The following is a 12,868-nucleotide window of genomic DNA, read 5'->3' as shown; positions in this document are numbered from 1 at the left end:
ACTCACCGCCCTTCAAGAAGTGCGTTCAGCTCACCGCGGGGGTCGTGGTCCCGCGTCACTTCGGCGTACGCCTCCAGGGCCTTGCGGGCCTCGGACGACAGGTTGTTCGGCACCGCGACCTCCAGGGTGATCAGGAGGTCGCCGGCGGTTCCGTCCCGCTTCGCGATCCCCTTGCCCCGCGCCCGCAGCACTCGCCCGGAGGCGGTACCCGCCGGCACCTTCAAGGTCACCTTGCCGTCCAGCGTCGGCACGGTCAACGTCGTTCCGAGCGCGAGCTCGTCGAACGTCATCGCCGCCTTGAGCGTCAGGTCGTTGCCCTGACGGCCGAAGACGCTGTGCGGGTTGACGTGCACGCGCACGAACAGGTCGCCGGACGGACCGCCGTTGCGGCCCGGTTCGCCTTGTCCCGCAAGGCGGATGCGCTGTCCGTCGTCCACGCCCGACGGGATGCGCACGGTCAGCGTGCGCGTCCGGGTGCTGACGCCGTCGCCGCCGCATTCGGGGCACGGGTCGTCGATGATCCGGCCCGTGCCGCGGCAGTCGCGGCACGGCTCGCTGAACGCGAACGCGCCCTGCGAGCGCGTGACCAGGCCGGAGCCCGAACACGTGGCGCAGGTGTGCGGTGTGGTGCCCGGCTTGGCGCCGGAACCGTTGCACGTCGTGCAGGCGGCGGGGGACGACAGGCGCAACGGCACCGTCGCACCCTTCACCGCCTCGGTGAAGTCGATGCGGACGTCGGTCTCGACGTCCTCGCCGCGGCGCGGGCGGGTGCCCGCACCGGCGGCCGCGCCACCTCCGCGCCGGTTGAACAGGCCGCCGAGCAGGTCACCCAGGCCGCCGCCACCGGCGTTCTGCGCGGCCCGGCCGAACAGGTCGTTGACGTCGAACCCGCCGGAGCCGAAGCCACCGGAGCCGGGGAAGCCGCCACCGCCCGCGAACAGGCGGCGGGCCTCGTCGTACTGCTTGCGCTTGGCCGCGTCCGACAGCACGCCGTAGGCCTCGGAGACCGCCTTGAAGCGGGCTTCGGCTTTGGCGTCACCGGGGTTCGCGTCCGGGTGCAGCTCGCGGGCGAGCTTGCGGTACGACTTCTTGATCTCGTCGGCCGACGCGTCGGAGGAGACGCCCAGCTCGCGGTAGAAGTCCTTCTCGATCCAGTCCCTAGCACTCACCGGACGTCTCCTCCTCCCTACGCTTCTTCGGCCGGAGCCGGCGCGGCACCGGGCTCGTGATCGGTCACCGCGACCAGCGCGGGGCGGACCAGCTTCTCGCCGAAGGTGTAGCCGCGGCGCAGCACCGCGGTGACCGTCGGACCCTCGACGTCCGGGGACGTGCTGTGCTGCACGGCCTCGTGCACCGACGGGTCGAACGCCTCGCCCTCGTGCGCGAACGGCTCGAGGCCGCTCTTCTGCAACGTGGACACGAGCTTGTCCGCCACGGCCTTGAACGCACCGGTGAGGTCGCCGTGCGCGGCGGCCCGCTCGATGTCGTCCAGCACCGACAGCAGCTCGGAGGCGACGGACGCCTTCGCGTTGGTGATCACCGCTTCGCGGTCGCGTTCCACCCGCTTGCGGTAGTTCGCGTACTCGGCGGTGAGCCGCTGCAGGTCGGCGGTGCGCTCGTCGAGCTGGGTCTTCAGCTCGGCGGCCACCTCGTCCACGACCTCGGCGACCAGGGGCTCTTCGGAAACCGGAGCAGCGCCTTCCTCGGGGGCCGCGTGGGCCGGCGGCCGGACCTCGCCCGTTTCGGGGTCGATCCGGCGCCGGTCGTTCACGACGACCTGAGGCTGCTCCTCGTCGGGGGCGGCGTGCCTCGGCTCGGTCACTTCTTCTCGTCCTCGTCCACGATCTCGGCGTCGACGACGTCGTCGTCCTTCTTGGCACCGGCGCCGGCACCCGCGGCACCCGGCGCGTCCGCACCGGGGGCCTCGGCACCAGCGGCGCCGGGGGCGTTGGCGTAGATCGCCTGGCCGATGGCCTGCGACTCGGTGGCGAGCTTCTCCACCGCGGACTTGATGGCCGCGATGTCGGTGCCCTTGAGCGCCTCGTTCGCCTCGGCGATCGCGGCGTTGACCTTGTCCTTGATCTCGGCCGGGAGCTTGTCGTCGTTCTCCTTGACGACCTTCTCCGTCTGGTAGACGAGCGTCTCGGCCTGGTTGCGGACCTCGGCCTCCTCGCGGCGGCGCTTGTCCTCCTCCGCGTGGGCCTCGGCGTCCTTCACCATGCGGTCGATGTCGTCCTTCGGCAGCGCGGAGCCACCGGTGATCGTCATCGACTGCTCCTTGCCGGTGCCGAGGTCCTTCGCCGACACGTGGACGATGCCGTTCGCGTCGATGTCGAAGGTGACCTCGATCTGCGGCACGCCACGGGGGGCGGGCGGCAGGCCGGTCAGCTCGAACATGCCGAGCTTCTTGTTGTGGGCCGCGATCTCGCGCTCGCCCTGGAAGACCTGGATCTGCACGGACGGCTGGTTGTCGTCGGCCGTCGTGAAGGTCTCGGAACGCTTCGTCGGGATCGTGGTGTTGCGCTCGATCAGCTTGGTCATGATGCCGCCCTTGGTCTCGATGCCGAGGGACAGCGGGGTGACGTCGAGCAGCAGGACGTCCTTGACCTCGCCCTTGAGGACACCGGCCTGCAGGGCGGCGCCGACGGCGACGACCTCGTCCGGGTTCACGCCCTTGTTGGGCTCGCGGCCGCCGGTCAGCTCCTTGACGAGCTCCGCGACGGCGGGCATGCGGGTCGAGCCACCGACGAGCACGACGTGGTCGATGTCGCCGACGGAGACACCGGCGTCCTTGATCACGTTGTTGAACGGCGCGCGGGTGCGCTCGAGCAGGTCGTTGGTGATGCGCTGGAACTCGGCGCGCGACAGCGTCTCGTCGAGGAACAGCGGGTTCTTGTCCGCGTCCACCGTGATGTACGGCAGGTTGATGGACGCCTGCGACGAGCTGGACAGCTCGATCTTGGCCTTCTCAGCGGCCTCGCGGATCCGCTGCAGGGCCATCTTGTCCTTGGTCAGGTCGATGCCGTTGGCCTGCTTGAAGCGCTCGACCAGCCAGTCGACGACGCGCTGGTCCCAGTCGTCGCCACCGAGGTGGTTGTCACCGGAGGTCGCGCGGACCTCGACCACGCCGTCGCCGAGCTCGAGCAGCGAGACGTCGAACGTGCCGCCACCGAGGTCGAAGACCAGGATGGTCTGCTCCTTCTCGCCCTTGTCGAGGCCGTACGCCAGAGCGGCGGAGGTCGGCTCGTTGACGATGCGGAGCACGTTGAGGCCCGCGATCTGGCCGGCCTCCTTGGTGGCCTGGCGCTGCGCGTCCTCGAAGTACGCGGGGACGGTGATGACCGCGTCGGTGATCTCCTCACCGAGGTACGCCTCGGCGTCGCGCTTGAGCTTCATCAGCACGCGCGCGGAGATCTCCTGCGAGGTGTACTTCTTGCCGTCGATCTCGTCGGTCTGCCACGTGGTGCCGACGTGGCGCTTGACCGACCGGATGGTGCGGTCGACGTTGGTGACGGCCTGGTTCTTCGCGGGCTGACCCACGAGGACCTCGCCGTTCTTGGCGAACGCGACGATGGACGGGGTCGTCCTCGAGCCCTCCGAGTTGGCGATGACCGTCGGCTCACCGCCCTCGAGAACAGCGACGACGGAGTTGGTCGTCCCCAAGTCGATGCCGACTGCACGCGCCATTGGAGTTCCTTCCGCTAGTACTTGTTGAGCGTTGGTGGCTCAAGTTTGCCACCCGCTCAAACCTGAGCCTACCCGACTCAAGCTTTCTGACTGGCACAACGGCTGGGAAAGTCTGGTTGTTCCCTCAGAACGCGTCGAGGGCCACCCCTTGTGGAGTGGCCCTCGACACAGTCCGCCTCTCAGATGCCCGTGACCCGCACGTCCCCCGACGCGGTCGTCAACTTGAGCTCGCTCTTCCCCGCCGGATCGGTCGGCACGGCGATGGTGCGGTCGCCGTTCTCGGAATGCCCGAGGAGCTTGTACGGACCACCCGGGACCCGCACCGTGATGTCGCCGGACGAGACGTCGGCGCGCACCGACTGCTCCGAGGCCAGCGTCAGCGACACGTTGCCGGAGTCCGCGACCGCCGTGATCTCGTTGTCGAGCCCGGTGCCGACGATGTCGCCGGAATGGGCGACGACCATCATCTTCCCCTTGATCGTGTCGAGCATGATCTCGCCGGAGTCGGCGTCCGCGACGAGGCTGCCGCCGACCCTGGTGGCCCTCAGCTCGCCCGAGTTCACCTTGGCCTTGACGTCTCCCTTGATGTCCCGGACGGTCAGCCCTCCCGAGGAGACCACGAGGTCGACCGAGGCCAGGCCCTCCACGGTGGTGTCGCCGGAGCCCGCCTTGCCCTTGACGACGATCTTGTCGTCCGGGACCAGCACGTCGTAGTCGACGTCGCAGCCGCTGCCGCACTCGGCGAGCACCAGCGTGCTGCCGCCCTCGACGCGGTGCGTCGCCCCCTCGGGCTTCTGGTTCTTCCTGTGCAGGACCCTGCGGTGGACCTTGGTCTCGCTCAGCCCGCTCTGGTACCGGATCGACACGTCGCCGGACCCGTTCTCCACCCGGACCTCGGTGACCTCCTCCGCGACGACGGTGTCGTCGGAGAACTCGTACTTCACGATGCGGATGCCACCGCAGCCGGTCGCGACCGCGAGCACCGCCCCCACAACCAACGCCACCAGCGCCGTCCTCATCATGACGACAAAACTAGAGGCGGCGGCGCTCAGGAACACGGCTGCAAGCCCCCGGAGGCGGGGTGGGGCTACCCCTACCGGGCGGTCAGGCCAGGTCCTCGAGGACGGCGCGCAACGCGGGCGCGGTGCGGGCCGGGTCGTTGAGGAACCGGCTGGACGCCAGCACGTGCGCGGGTGCGATGCGTTCCCAGAGGAAGCCCTCGACCGGCACCTCGGCGATGTGCAGCTCCACGCTGTGCGCCCAGCGGCCGATGCGCGACTCGACCCCGCGCAGCACGTCCCCGATCGGCAACGCGGCGGGGCTCTGCCCGCGGTGCAGCTGCTCGATGCCGGGCTTCAGGGCCAGCACGGCGGCACGGCTGGCCGGACGGGTCAGCAGGGCGGGCGCGTCCTCCGGGGCCGGGGACTCGGCGCCGCGGGTGCACGCGTCCAGCGCGTCGGCCCACCAGCCGGGCCACTCGGCGGTCACGGCCGCGCGGTCGGTCCCGATCGGCACCTGCACCGGCAAGGACGGTTCCAGGCCCGGCACGTGCGGCTCGACGTCGACCGACAGCGCCAGCGAGTCGCGGACGTAGAGCGCGGCGAGCAGCCCGAGGCTGACCCCGTGGCTGATGCCGGACACCTCTCGCGCGAACGTCATGGTTCCTATTCTTCCCGCGGGACGGCGGTGGAATCGTCGCGGCCGCGGATCAAGAAGGACACGATTGGCTCCAGCTCGTCCTCGTTCGGAGCAACGTCGGCGATCAGGCCCTGGATCAGCAGGCCGTCGATCGCCGCGAGGAACGCCCGGAACGCGACCGGGTCGGCCGGGCGCGCGAGCTCCACGGCCAGGTCGAGCCACCGGCGGGCGGCGGGCTTCAGCTCCGGACGCCGGCCCGCGAGCAGGTAGAGCTCGTACTCGGCGAGCGTGCGGCCGCGGTTCTCGTTCACGGCCTGGGCGAGGCTCCGCGCGATCTCCCCGGCGGTGCCGCCGGACGCGACGATCTTGAGCATGTCGTCGCAGATCTCGTCCGCCGACCACAGCAGCGTGGCGATCAGCAGGTCGTCGAGCGTCGCGAAGTAGTAGGTGGGTGCCGTCGTCGGCACGCCGGCCTCGCGGGCGACGCTGCGGTGCGTCACGCCCGCGACGCCCTCTCGTTCGATCACGCGCAGGGTGGCCTCGACGATGGCACGCCGCTTCTTCTCGCCGCGCGCCTTGCGTCCGTCCACCTTCTGCGCCTCCACCACGGCGGTCAGTGCGTCCTCCCGAGTTCGAGCGTCACCACGCCTCCGATGATCAACGCCAGTCCGACGACCATCGTGGGGTTGAGGGTTTCGCCGAGGAACTTCCAGCCGATGATCGCCACGGCGGCAACGCCGACTGCGGACCATACGGCGTAGGCGACGCCCACGGGCATACCCAACTTCAACGCGCGCGAAAGTGCGGTGAAGGCGATGGCGTAACCGATGACGACGACCACGGACGGCCACAGCCTGCTGAAGCCCTCGGAGAGCTTCAACGAGACGGTGGCGACGATCTCCGCCGCGATCGCCGCGAGGAGGAGCAGGTACAGCACGGCGACCTCCAGGCTGCCCAGAACAACTACCTGAACAAGTGTTCCATAAGTTTTTGATCAACTTATGGGTACTTGACCGGTACGTGAGGAGACACCGGCCACGTCCAAGTGGTTACTCAGCAGTAACCTGGCCTAGACTCCCGCCATGACCCTCCAGCTGGTTCTCGGACTCGTCGCCGTGGCGGTGAGCGTCGTCGCCTGGGGCGTGTTCGTCGCCGGGGTGCTGAAGCAGATCAAGATCATCCGACTCGGTCAGCCGGACGGCACCCGGTTCGGGCCGTTCGTGCCGCGCATGAAGACGATGATCGTCGAGTTCGTCGCGCACACCAGAATGGCGAAGTTCCGCTCGGTCGCCCCGTGGCACTGGATGGTGATGTGGGGCTTCCTCATCGGCTCCGCGGTGCTGTTCGAGGCGTACGGCGAGGTGTTCGACCCGCACTTCCACTGGCCGATCATCGGCACGTGGTCGGTCTGGCTGCTGCTGATCGAACTGCTGGGTCTCGGCACCGTCGTCGGTGGCGTGGCCCTCGCGGTCATCCGCCAGCGCAACCACCCGCGCCGCGCCGACCGGGTCTCCCGCTTCCAGGGTTCCGACTTCAAGTCCGCCTACTTCGTCGAGGCGGTCGTGATCATCGAGGGCATCGGCATCCTCATGGTCAAGGCGTTCAAGCAGTCGAGCGGCCTCGAGTCCGCCCCGCTGTGGACGTCGTTCGTGACGCAGCCGCTCGCGCAGATCCTGCCCGCCGCGCCCATCTGGGTGTCGGTGATGGCACTGGTCAAGCTGCTGAGCGGCATGATCTGGCTGGTCGTCGTCGGGCGCAACCTCACGATGGGCGTCGCCTGGCACCGGTTCTCGGCGTTCTTCAACATCTACTTCAAGCGCGAGGACGACGGCGGCGTCGCCCTGGGTGCGCTGAAGCCGATGATGTCCGGCGGCAAGGTCCTGGACCTCGAGGAGGCCGACCCCGACAAGGACGTGTTCGGCGTCGGCAAGGTCGAGGACTTCAGCTGGAAGGGCTGGCTCGACTTCTCCACCTGCACCGAGTGCGGACGCTGCCAGTCGCAGTGCCCGGCCTGGAACACCGGCAAGCCGTTGTCCCCCAAGCTGGTCATCACGCAGCTGCGCGACCACGCGTACGCCAAGGCGCCGTACCTGCTGGCCGGCGGCTCGAAGGACATGGCCGGTGACGAGGTCGGTCTGACCGAGGACAAGTACGAGGACTACAAGAAGCGCCTCGAGTCCATCGACGTGCTGGCGATGGCCGAGGCCGAGCGCCCGCTGATCGGCGGCCCGGACGAGCTCGGCGTCATCGACCCCGAGGTGCTGTGGTCGTGCACGACCTGCGGCGCGTGCGTCGAGCAGTGCCCGGTGGACATCGAGCACGTCGACCACATCGTCGACATGCGCCGCTACCAGGTGCTGATCGAGTCGAACTTCCCGACCGAGCTCGGCGGGATGTTCAAGAACCTGGAGAACAAGGGCAACCCGTGGGGCCAGAACGCCAAGGACCGCCTGGCGTGGACCGAGGGTCTCGAGTTCGAGGTGCCGGTCTTCGACGGCGAACTCGGCGACGCCGAGTACCTGTTCTGGGTCGGCTGCGCCGGTGCGTTCGAGGACCGCGCGAAGAAGACCACGCGCGCCGTCGCCGAACTGCTGCACACCGCGGACGTGAAGTACACGGTGCTCGGCCCGGAGGAGACCTGCACCGGTGACCCGGCCCGCCGTGCCGGCAACGAGTTCCTGTTCCAGATGCTCGCGCAGCAGAACGTCGAGGTGCTCAACTCGGTGTTCGAGGACCGGCCCGCCGGTCAGCGCAAGATCGTCGTGACCTGCGCGCACTGCTTCAACACGCTGGCCAACGAGTACCCGTCGGTCGGCGGCACGTACGAGGTCGTGCACCACACGCAGCTGCTGAACAAGCTGGTGCGCGAACGCCGTCTGGTGCCGGTCGCGCCGGTCACCGAGGACGTCACCTACCACGACCCGTGCTACCTGGGCCGCCACAACAAGGTCTACGAGGCACCGCGTGAGCTCATCGGGGCGTCGGGCGCGAAGCTGCGCGAGATGCCGCGCCACGAGGAGCGGTCCATGTGCTGCGGTGCCGGTGGCGCGCGCATGTGGATGGAGGAGCGGATCGGCAAGCGCATCAACCTCGACCGCGTGGACGAGGCGCTCGGCACCGCGCCGTCGAAGATCGCGACGGGCTGCCCGTTCTGCCGCGTGATGCTGACCGACGGCGTGACCGCGCGGCAGTCCGACGGCCAGGCCGGTGCGCACGTCGAGGTCGTGGACGTGGCGCAGATGCTGCTGGAGTCGGTGCGCCGCGGCACCGAGAAGAAGGACACCCCGACCGACGAGGTCCCCACCGGCACGCCGCTGCCGGACGAGGACAAGTCGAAGGTCTGACCGTCACACGAGAAAGGCCCTCGGTCCGTTGTGGACCGAGGGCCTTTTCGTTGGTGTGCCTAGTCGTTGTCGGTGATCTTGTCGTAGACCACGTTCAGCACCCAGCCGGTCAGGGCGACGATGATCGCGCCCCAGAACGCGGGCCAGAAGCCGTCGACGCGGAACGGCAGGTCGAACTGCTCGGCCAGCCACCCGGTGAGCATGAACAGCAGCGCGTTCACCACGAGCCCGATCAGGCCGAGCGTCAGCAGGTAGAACAGGCAGCCGAAGAACTTCACGACCGGCTTCACGATCGCGTTGACCAGGCCGAAGATCACCGCGACACCGATCAGCGTGAGGATCCTCGAACCGGTGGAGCCCTCGCCCAGGTCGATGCCGGGGAGGGCGGTCGACACCCAGACCGCCACGGCAGTCAGCAGCACTTGCACCAAGATGCCCATGCCGCAGACTAACCGTGACGGGTCCTAAGTGGTCAGGCCCGGCGGCGACGCGCCACGAAGAACGCTGCCGCACCGCCCGCGAGCAGCAGCGCGCCGAGGCCGAGGAAGCCGAACACGGACGCACCGGTCGACGCGAGACCCGTCCTGGACTCCGAGGCGTCGTGCCCGATCTTCGTGCTGGAGTAGTCCGTCTCCAGGTTGCTCGTGACGTACTGCGGCCCCTCGGGCAGCACGGCCTTGTAGCGGCCGTCCGGACCGGTCGGGTAGGTGCCGACGAGCTCGCCGGCACCCTGCACGCGGATCTGCACGCCGGGCCCGTTCGCGCGGACGTTCTCACCGGCGGTGAAGGCGTTGTCACCGTCGCGGTCGATGCAGAACAGGTCTTCGACGGTGATCGTCTCGTCCTGCGCAGCGGCGAAGAACTTCTTCACCGATCCCCCAGTGCCCGATTGCTCCACATTGGACACCGGAACACCGGGGGACCAGCGTTGCGTGATCCCGATCACTCGGACAGTGGATAGCCACCCATCTCGCACCCCTCCCTCTCGTTTAGCACGATATCGGATAGTACGAGTTCGTAGCAATTACTCCTTGCCGTCGAGTGCGAGCCGGGTGCGACGGTGCGCGGGGCCCAGTTCGCCGGACAGCACCTCCATGACCTGGCGCAGCAGGTCGCGCAGGTTCTCGAGGTCACCGCCGGGCAGCGCGGTGAAGAGGTCGCGCTCGCGTTCCGCCTGCCCCGCGACGATCCGCAGGAAGATCTCGCGGCCCTCGTCCGTCAGCGTGGCGGGTAGCGACCGGCGGTCGGCCGGGTCGAGTTCGCGGACGACGAGGCCCGCCTTCTCCAGCCGGTCGAGCCTGCTCGTGATCGTGGTGGCCGGGCTCAGCGTGCCGTTCGCGAGCTGCTTGGGCGTGAGGCGGTGCGGCGGCCCGATCCAGAAGAGCCGGGCGAGGATCTCGTAGTCCGCGCGGTTGAGGCCGTGCGGCGCGGCGATCTCCGTGGCGAGGAAGTCGAGGTACTTGCTGATCTGGTGCACCCGGTCGACCACGCCCTCGACCACCGGATCGATCGCCGGAACCATGGCCCTCCACGCCTCGACCTCGGCGTCGGTGTCGTCCGCACCACGCTTTCCCATCCCACGATGGTAGTTGCGCCCGCATGCAGAACGGCCCGCGTCTCTCCCGGACGCGGGCCGTTCCGTCTTACCCCCTGGTGATCAGCGTCCCCCCGGTGCAGATCCCGCATGTAAGACACCTGGGCCGTGCGGGATGTTGCTCTTCGCTCCGAATGTCACTCGAATGCAGTAGTGAACGGGTGGTTCGCCCTTGGCGGCCTAGGCTGATCGACATGAGCGAGAAGCCGCAGGGCTCGGGCGAAAGCACGCTGACCGTCGTCCTCGCGTTGCTGGTCAACCTGGCTATTGCGGTCATGAAGGCCATAGCGGGCATAGTGACCGGATCGGCCGCGATCCTGTCCGAAGCCGCTCACTCGGTGGCCGACACGTTCACCGAGGCGTTGCTGCTGACCGCCCTGCGCCGCTCGGACCGTCCCGCCGACCGCCGGCACCCGTTCGGCTACGGCAAGGAGCGGTACTTCTGGTCGCTGCTCGCCGCGGTCTCGATCTTCGCCTCGGGCGCGATGTTCGCGTTCTACGAGGGTTTCCGCACTGTCTTCGGCGAGCCGGAGGAACAGACCCGGCCGTTGGTCGGCTACATCGTGCTGGGCCTGGCGTTCGTGCTGGAGTCGATCTCGTGGACGCAGGCGTTCCGGCAGGTCCGCTCCGAGTCCGCCGCGCACGGCCGCGGGTTCTGGGACTTCCTGCGCGTGTCCGACGACCCGACCGTGAAGACCGTCTTCCTGGAGGACTCGGCGGCCCTGACCGGTCTGGTGCTGGCGTTCGCCGGCCTCGGCCTGCACCAGCTGACCGGTTCGTCGGTGTGGGACGGCCTCGCGTCGCTGGCGATCGGCGTCCTGCTGGCGCTCGTCGCGTACACCCTGGCCCGCACCAACCAGGGCCTGCTGATCGGACGCCAGGCCGACCCGGTGATGGTGAAGGCGATCTGGCGGCGCCTGACCGGGGTGCCCGAGGTCGACGCCGTGGTGGACGTCCTGACGATGCTCATCGGCACCGACCGCGTGCTGCTGTGCGCCCGCCTGGACTTCGACGACTCGCTCACCGCGCACCAGCTGGAAGACGCGTGCGTGCGCGTGTCGTCCGAACTGCGGGCCGAGTTCCCCGACCTCGACGAGATCTTCCTGGAACCCGTCCCGCGCACCGACCCGGACCTGCGCCGCCGCGTGCTGGAGCGCTACGGCGACCTCTCCGCCGACTAGCGGCGCGTGTCGGTCTGATGGAAGTTCAGGTACGCGCGGCTGGGCGTCGGCCCGCGCTGGCCCTGGTAGCGGCTGCCGGCCTGCTTCGAGCCGTACGGGTGCTCCGCCGGGCTGCTGAGCTTGAACAGGCAGAGCTGCCCGATCTTCATGCCGGGGTGCAACGTGATCGGCAGGTTGGCGACGTTCGACAGCTCCAGCGTGATGTGGCCGGAGAACCCGGGGTCGATGAAGCCCGCCGTGGAGTGCGTGAGCAGTCCGAGCCGGCCGAGGCTCGACTTGCCCTCGAGCCGGCCCGCCAGGTCGTCCGGCAGCGTGACCATCTCGTAGGTGCTGCCGAGCACGAACTCACCGGGGTGCAGCACGAACTGCTCGCCCGCCGGCGTCTCGATGAGACTCGTCAGGTCGTCCTGCTGCTGCGCCGGATCGATGTGCGTGTACCTGGTGTTGTTGAAGACCCGGAAGAACCGGTCCAGCCGCACGTCGATGCTCGACGGCTGGAGCATCTCCACGTCGAACGGGTCGAGGAGCAGACGGCCGGACTCGACCTCTTTGCGCAGATCCTGGTCACTCAGCAGCACCCGGACAGGCTAACCGACGCCGTGGGGCGGACGGGCGCACCGCTCGTTGCCCCTCTGTGTATGATCGGCAACGAGCTTGGCTCACGCGGGTGTAGTTCATTGGTAGAACGACAGCTTCCCAAGCTGTAGAGGCGGGTTCGATTCCCGTCACCCGCTCCAGACCCGAAGCCGGTGTGCGTCTGCTTTCGCAGTCGCACACCGGCTTCGGTGTTTTCCGGGCCATGCCGACGGCCTGCACCGGGCAACCTTTCCGCCCCGCCCCGCGTGACTCTCGCGAGAGAGGGAGGACGCATGGGGGAGCACGTGACCTTTGCCCGGCGAGGTCCACGCTGGTTCGTCACGGCCATCATGGTTCTGGGCGTGGTGGTGGTGCCCTGGCGCCTCGCGGTCAACTTCGGCGACTCGACGTTGGTGGCCATGGGCGGCGCTCTCTACGTCCTGGGCACGTTGTTCGGCATCTGGCAGCTGTGGCGTGTGTGCGTGGTGCTCACTCCCGAGAAGGTCGTCGTGCGCAACCCTTGGCGCGACCACCACCTCACCTGGGACCGGATCGCCGACGTCGAGCGGGAGAACGTCCTGGGGATGCAGCGCGTCAACCTCGTGCTGACCGACGGTTCCAGCGTGCCGTGTGCGGCCTACCGCGGCGCGTCGCTGACCGGCACGCCGCTGGGCGAGGACTTCGTCGAGGCGGTTCGGCAACGGATCGGGTCCGCCCAGCGGTGAGCGGGTCGCCGTCGACCCACCTGTGCGAATCCAATGGATAGAGAATGAAAACAAGGTTGCTGCGCGCCGTGGAATGCTTCACTCGATCGTGTGATGCTTAAGCGACACGGACGGTTTCTGCGG

At 68.7% G+C, this 12,868-nt stretch carries 14 protein-coding genes and 1 tRNA gene; 4 read left to right on the top strand and 11 right to left on the bottom strand.

All coding sequences use genetic code 11. The features are described from left to right. Positions 1–2: 2 nt before the first annotated feature. The 7 genes from dnaJ to QSK25_RS10385 all read right to left on the bottom strand — a co-directional run bounded on the left by dnaJ (position 3) and on the right by QSK25_RS10385 (position 6,262). Entirely contained in the window at positions 3–1,169 is a 1,167-nt protein-coding gene (gene dnaJ / locus QSK25_RS10415; protein ID WP_285637059.1) for a molecular chaperone DnaJ, read from the bottom strand. Between the two features lie 17 nt (positions 1,170–1,186). Beyond that, the gene (gene grpE / locus QSK25_RS10410) at positions 1,187–1,822 is read right to left on the bottom strand and encodes a nucleotide exchange factor GrpE (protein ID WP_285637058.1); all 636 of its coding nucleotides are present in this window, start codon (positions 1,820–1,822) and stop codon (positions 1,187–1,189) included. Continuing rightward, the gene (gene dnaK / locus QSK25_RS10405) at positions 1,819–3,687 is read right to left on the bottom strand and encodes a molecular chaperone DnaK (RefSeq protein WP_285637056.1); all 1,869 of its coding nucleotides are present in this window, start codon (positions 3,685–3,687) and stop codon (positions 1,819–1,821) included. The genes grpE and dnaK overlap by 4 nt, the downstream gene beginning before the upstream one ends. Positions 3,688–3,866: 179 nt before the next feature. Beyond that, complete coding sequence (locus QSK25_RS10400) at positions 3,867–4,709, bottom strand: DUF4097 family beta strand repeat-containing protein (RefSeq protein ID WP_285637054.1); 843 nt, start codon at positions 4,707–4,709, stop codon at positions 3,867–3,869. Between the two features lie 82 nt (positions 4,710–4,791). Next, positions 4,792–5,346 carry a hypothetical protein gene (locus QSK25_RS10395; protein WP_285637052.1) on the bottom strand — a complete coding sequence of 185 codons (555 nt, stop codon included), beginning with the start codon at positions 5,344–5,346 and terminating at the stop codon, positions 4,792–4,794. Between the two features lie 5 nt (positions 5,347–5,351). Further along, positions 5,352–5,915 carry a TetR/AcrR family transcriptional regulator gene (locus QSK25_RS10390; protein ID WP_502881819.1) on the bottom strand — a complete coding sequence of 188 codons (564 nt, stop codon included), beginning with the start codon at positions 5,913–5,915 and terminating at the stop codon, positions 5,352–5,354. Between the two features lie 23 nt (positions 5,916–5,938). Further along, on the bottom strand, positions 5,939–6,262 hold the full coding sequence (locus tag QSK25_RS10385) for a DMT family transporter (RefSeq protein ID WP_285637049.1): 324 nt from the start codon (positions 6,260–6,262) through the stop codon (positions 5,939–5,941). 145 nt (positions 6,263–6,407) lie between these two features. Here QSK25_RS10385 and QSK25_RS10380 point away from each other — a divergent pair, with 145 nt between their 5' ends. Then, the gene (locus QSK25_RS10380; protein WP_285637048.1) at positions 6,408–8,669 is read left to right on the top strand and encodes a (Fe-S)-binding protein; all 2,262 of its coding nucleotides are present in this window, start codon (positions 6,408–6,410) and stop codon (positions 8,667–8,669) included. Between the two features lie 59 nt (positions 8,670–8,728). On the opposite strand, the gene QSK25_RS10375 is transcribed toward QSK25_RS10380, so the two are convergent. The 3 genes from QSK25_RS10375 to QSK25_RS10365 all read right to left on the bottom strand — a co-directional run bounded on the left by QSK25_RS10375 (position 8,729) and on the right by QSK25_RS10365 (position 10,245). Next, positions 8,729–9,109, bottom strand: coding sequence for a phage holin family protein (locus QSK25_RS10375; protein WP_285637047.1), 381 nt, complete (start codon positions 9,107–9,109; stop codon positions 8,729–8,731). 32 nt (positions 9,110–9,141) lie between these two features. Next, positions 9,142–9,540, bottom strand: coding sequence for an LPXTG cell wall anchor domain-containing protein (locus tag QSK25_RS10370; RefSeq protein WP_285637046.1), 399 nt, complete (start codon positions 9,538–9,540; stop codon positions 9,142–9,144). 153 nt (positions 9,541–9,693) lie between these two features. Then, complete coding sequence (locus tag QSK25_RS10365; protein ID WP_285637045.1) at positions 9,694–10,245, bottom strand: MarR family winged helix-turn-helix transcriptional regulator; 552 nt, start codon at positions 10,243–10,245, stop codon at positions 9,694–9,696. Between the two features lie 212 nt (positions 10,246–10,457). On the opposite strand from QSK25_RS10365, the gene QSK25_RS10360 reads away from it, so the two are divergent. Continuing rightward, entirely contained in the window at positions 10,458–11,444 is a 987-nt protein-coding gene (locus QSK25_RS10360) for a cation diffusion facilitator family transporter (RefSeq protein ID WP_285637044.1), read from the top strand. Here QSK25_RS10360 and dcd read toward each other — a convergent pair. Beyond that, complete coding sequence (gene dcd / locus QSK25_RS10355) at positions 11,441–12,022, bottom strand: dCTP deaminase (protein ID WP_285637043.1); 582 nt, start codon at positions 12,020–12,022, stop codon at positions 11,441–11,443. The two genes, QSK25_RS10360 and dcd, sit on opposite strands and share 4 nt — an antisense overlap. 85 nt (positions 12,023–12,107) lie before the next feature. Here dcd and QSK25_RS10350 point away from each other — a divergent pair. Together QSK25_RS10350 and QSK25_RS10345 are read left to right on the top strand one after the other, a co-directional pair. Then, positions 12,108–12,181, top strand: a tRNA-Gly gene (locus tag QSK25_RS10350). A 132-nt stretch (positions 12,182–12,313) separates the two neighbouring features. Then, on the top strand, positions 12,314–12,745 hold the full coding sequence (locus tag QSK25_RS10345) for a PH domain-containing protein (RefSeq protein ID WP_285637042.1): 432 nt from the start codon (positions 12,314–12,316) through the stop codon (positions 12,743–12,745). Positions 12,746–12,868 lie beyond the last annotated feature (123 nt).

This window comes from Lentzea sp. NBRC 102530, assembly GCF_030269365.1.
In the GTDB taxonomy this organism is placed as follows: domain Bacteria; phylum Actinomycetota; class Actinomycetes; order Mycobacteriales; family Pseudonocardiaceae; genus Lentzea.
Note: the sequence above shows the minus strand (reverse complement) of the source record. Positions and strands in the feature narration are given on the sequence as shown.

Excerpts from the sequence above, each read along its gene's own strand:
- QSK25_RS10360 (WP_285637044.1), top strand. The coding sequence starts at position 10,458 with ATGAGCGAGAAGCCGCAGGGCTCGGGCGAAAGCACGCTGACCGTCGTC.
- QSK25_RS10345 (WP_285637042.1), top strand. The coding sequence starts at position 12,314 with ATGGGGGAGCACGTGACCTTTGCCCGGCGAGGTCCACGCTGGTTCGTC.
- QSK25_RS10380 (WP_285637048.1), top strand. The coding sequence starts at position 6,408 with ATGACCCTCCAGCTGGTTCTCGGACTCGTCGCCGTGGCGGTGAGCGTC.
- QSK25_RS10375 (WP_285637047.1), bottom strand. The coding sequence starts at position 9,109 with ATGGGCATCTTGGTGCAAGTGCTGCTGACTGCCGTGGCGGTCTGGGTG.
- dnaK (WP_285637056.1), bottom strand. The coding sequence starts at position 3,687 with ATGGCGCGTGCAGTCGGCATCGACTTGGGGACGACCAACTCCGTCGTC.
- QSK25_RS10395 (WP_285637052.1), bottom strand. The coding sequence starts at position 5,346 with ATGACGTTCGCGCGAGAGGTGTCCGGCATCAGCCACGGGGTCAGCCTC.
- QSK25_RS10365 (WP_285637045.1), bottom strand. The coding sequence starts at position 10,245 with ATGGGAAAGCGTGGTGCGGACGACACCGACGCCGAGGTCGAGGCGTGG.
- QSK25_RS10400 (WP_285637054.1), bottom strand. The coding sequence starts at position 4,709 with ATGATGAGGACGGCGCTGGTGGCGTTGGTTGTGGGGGCGGTGCTCGCG.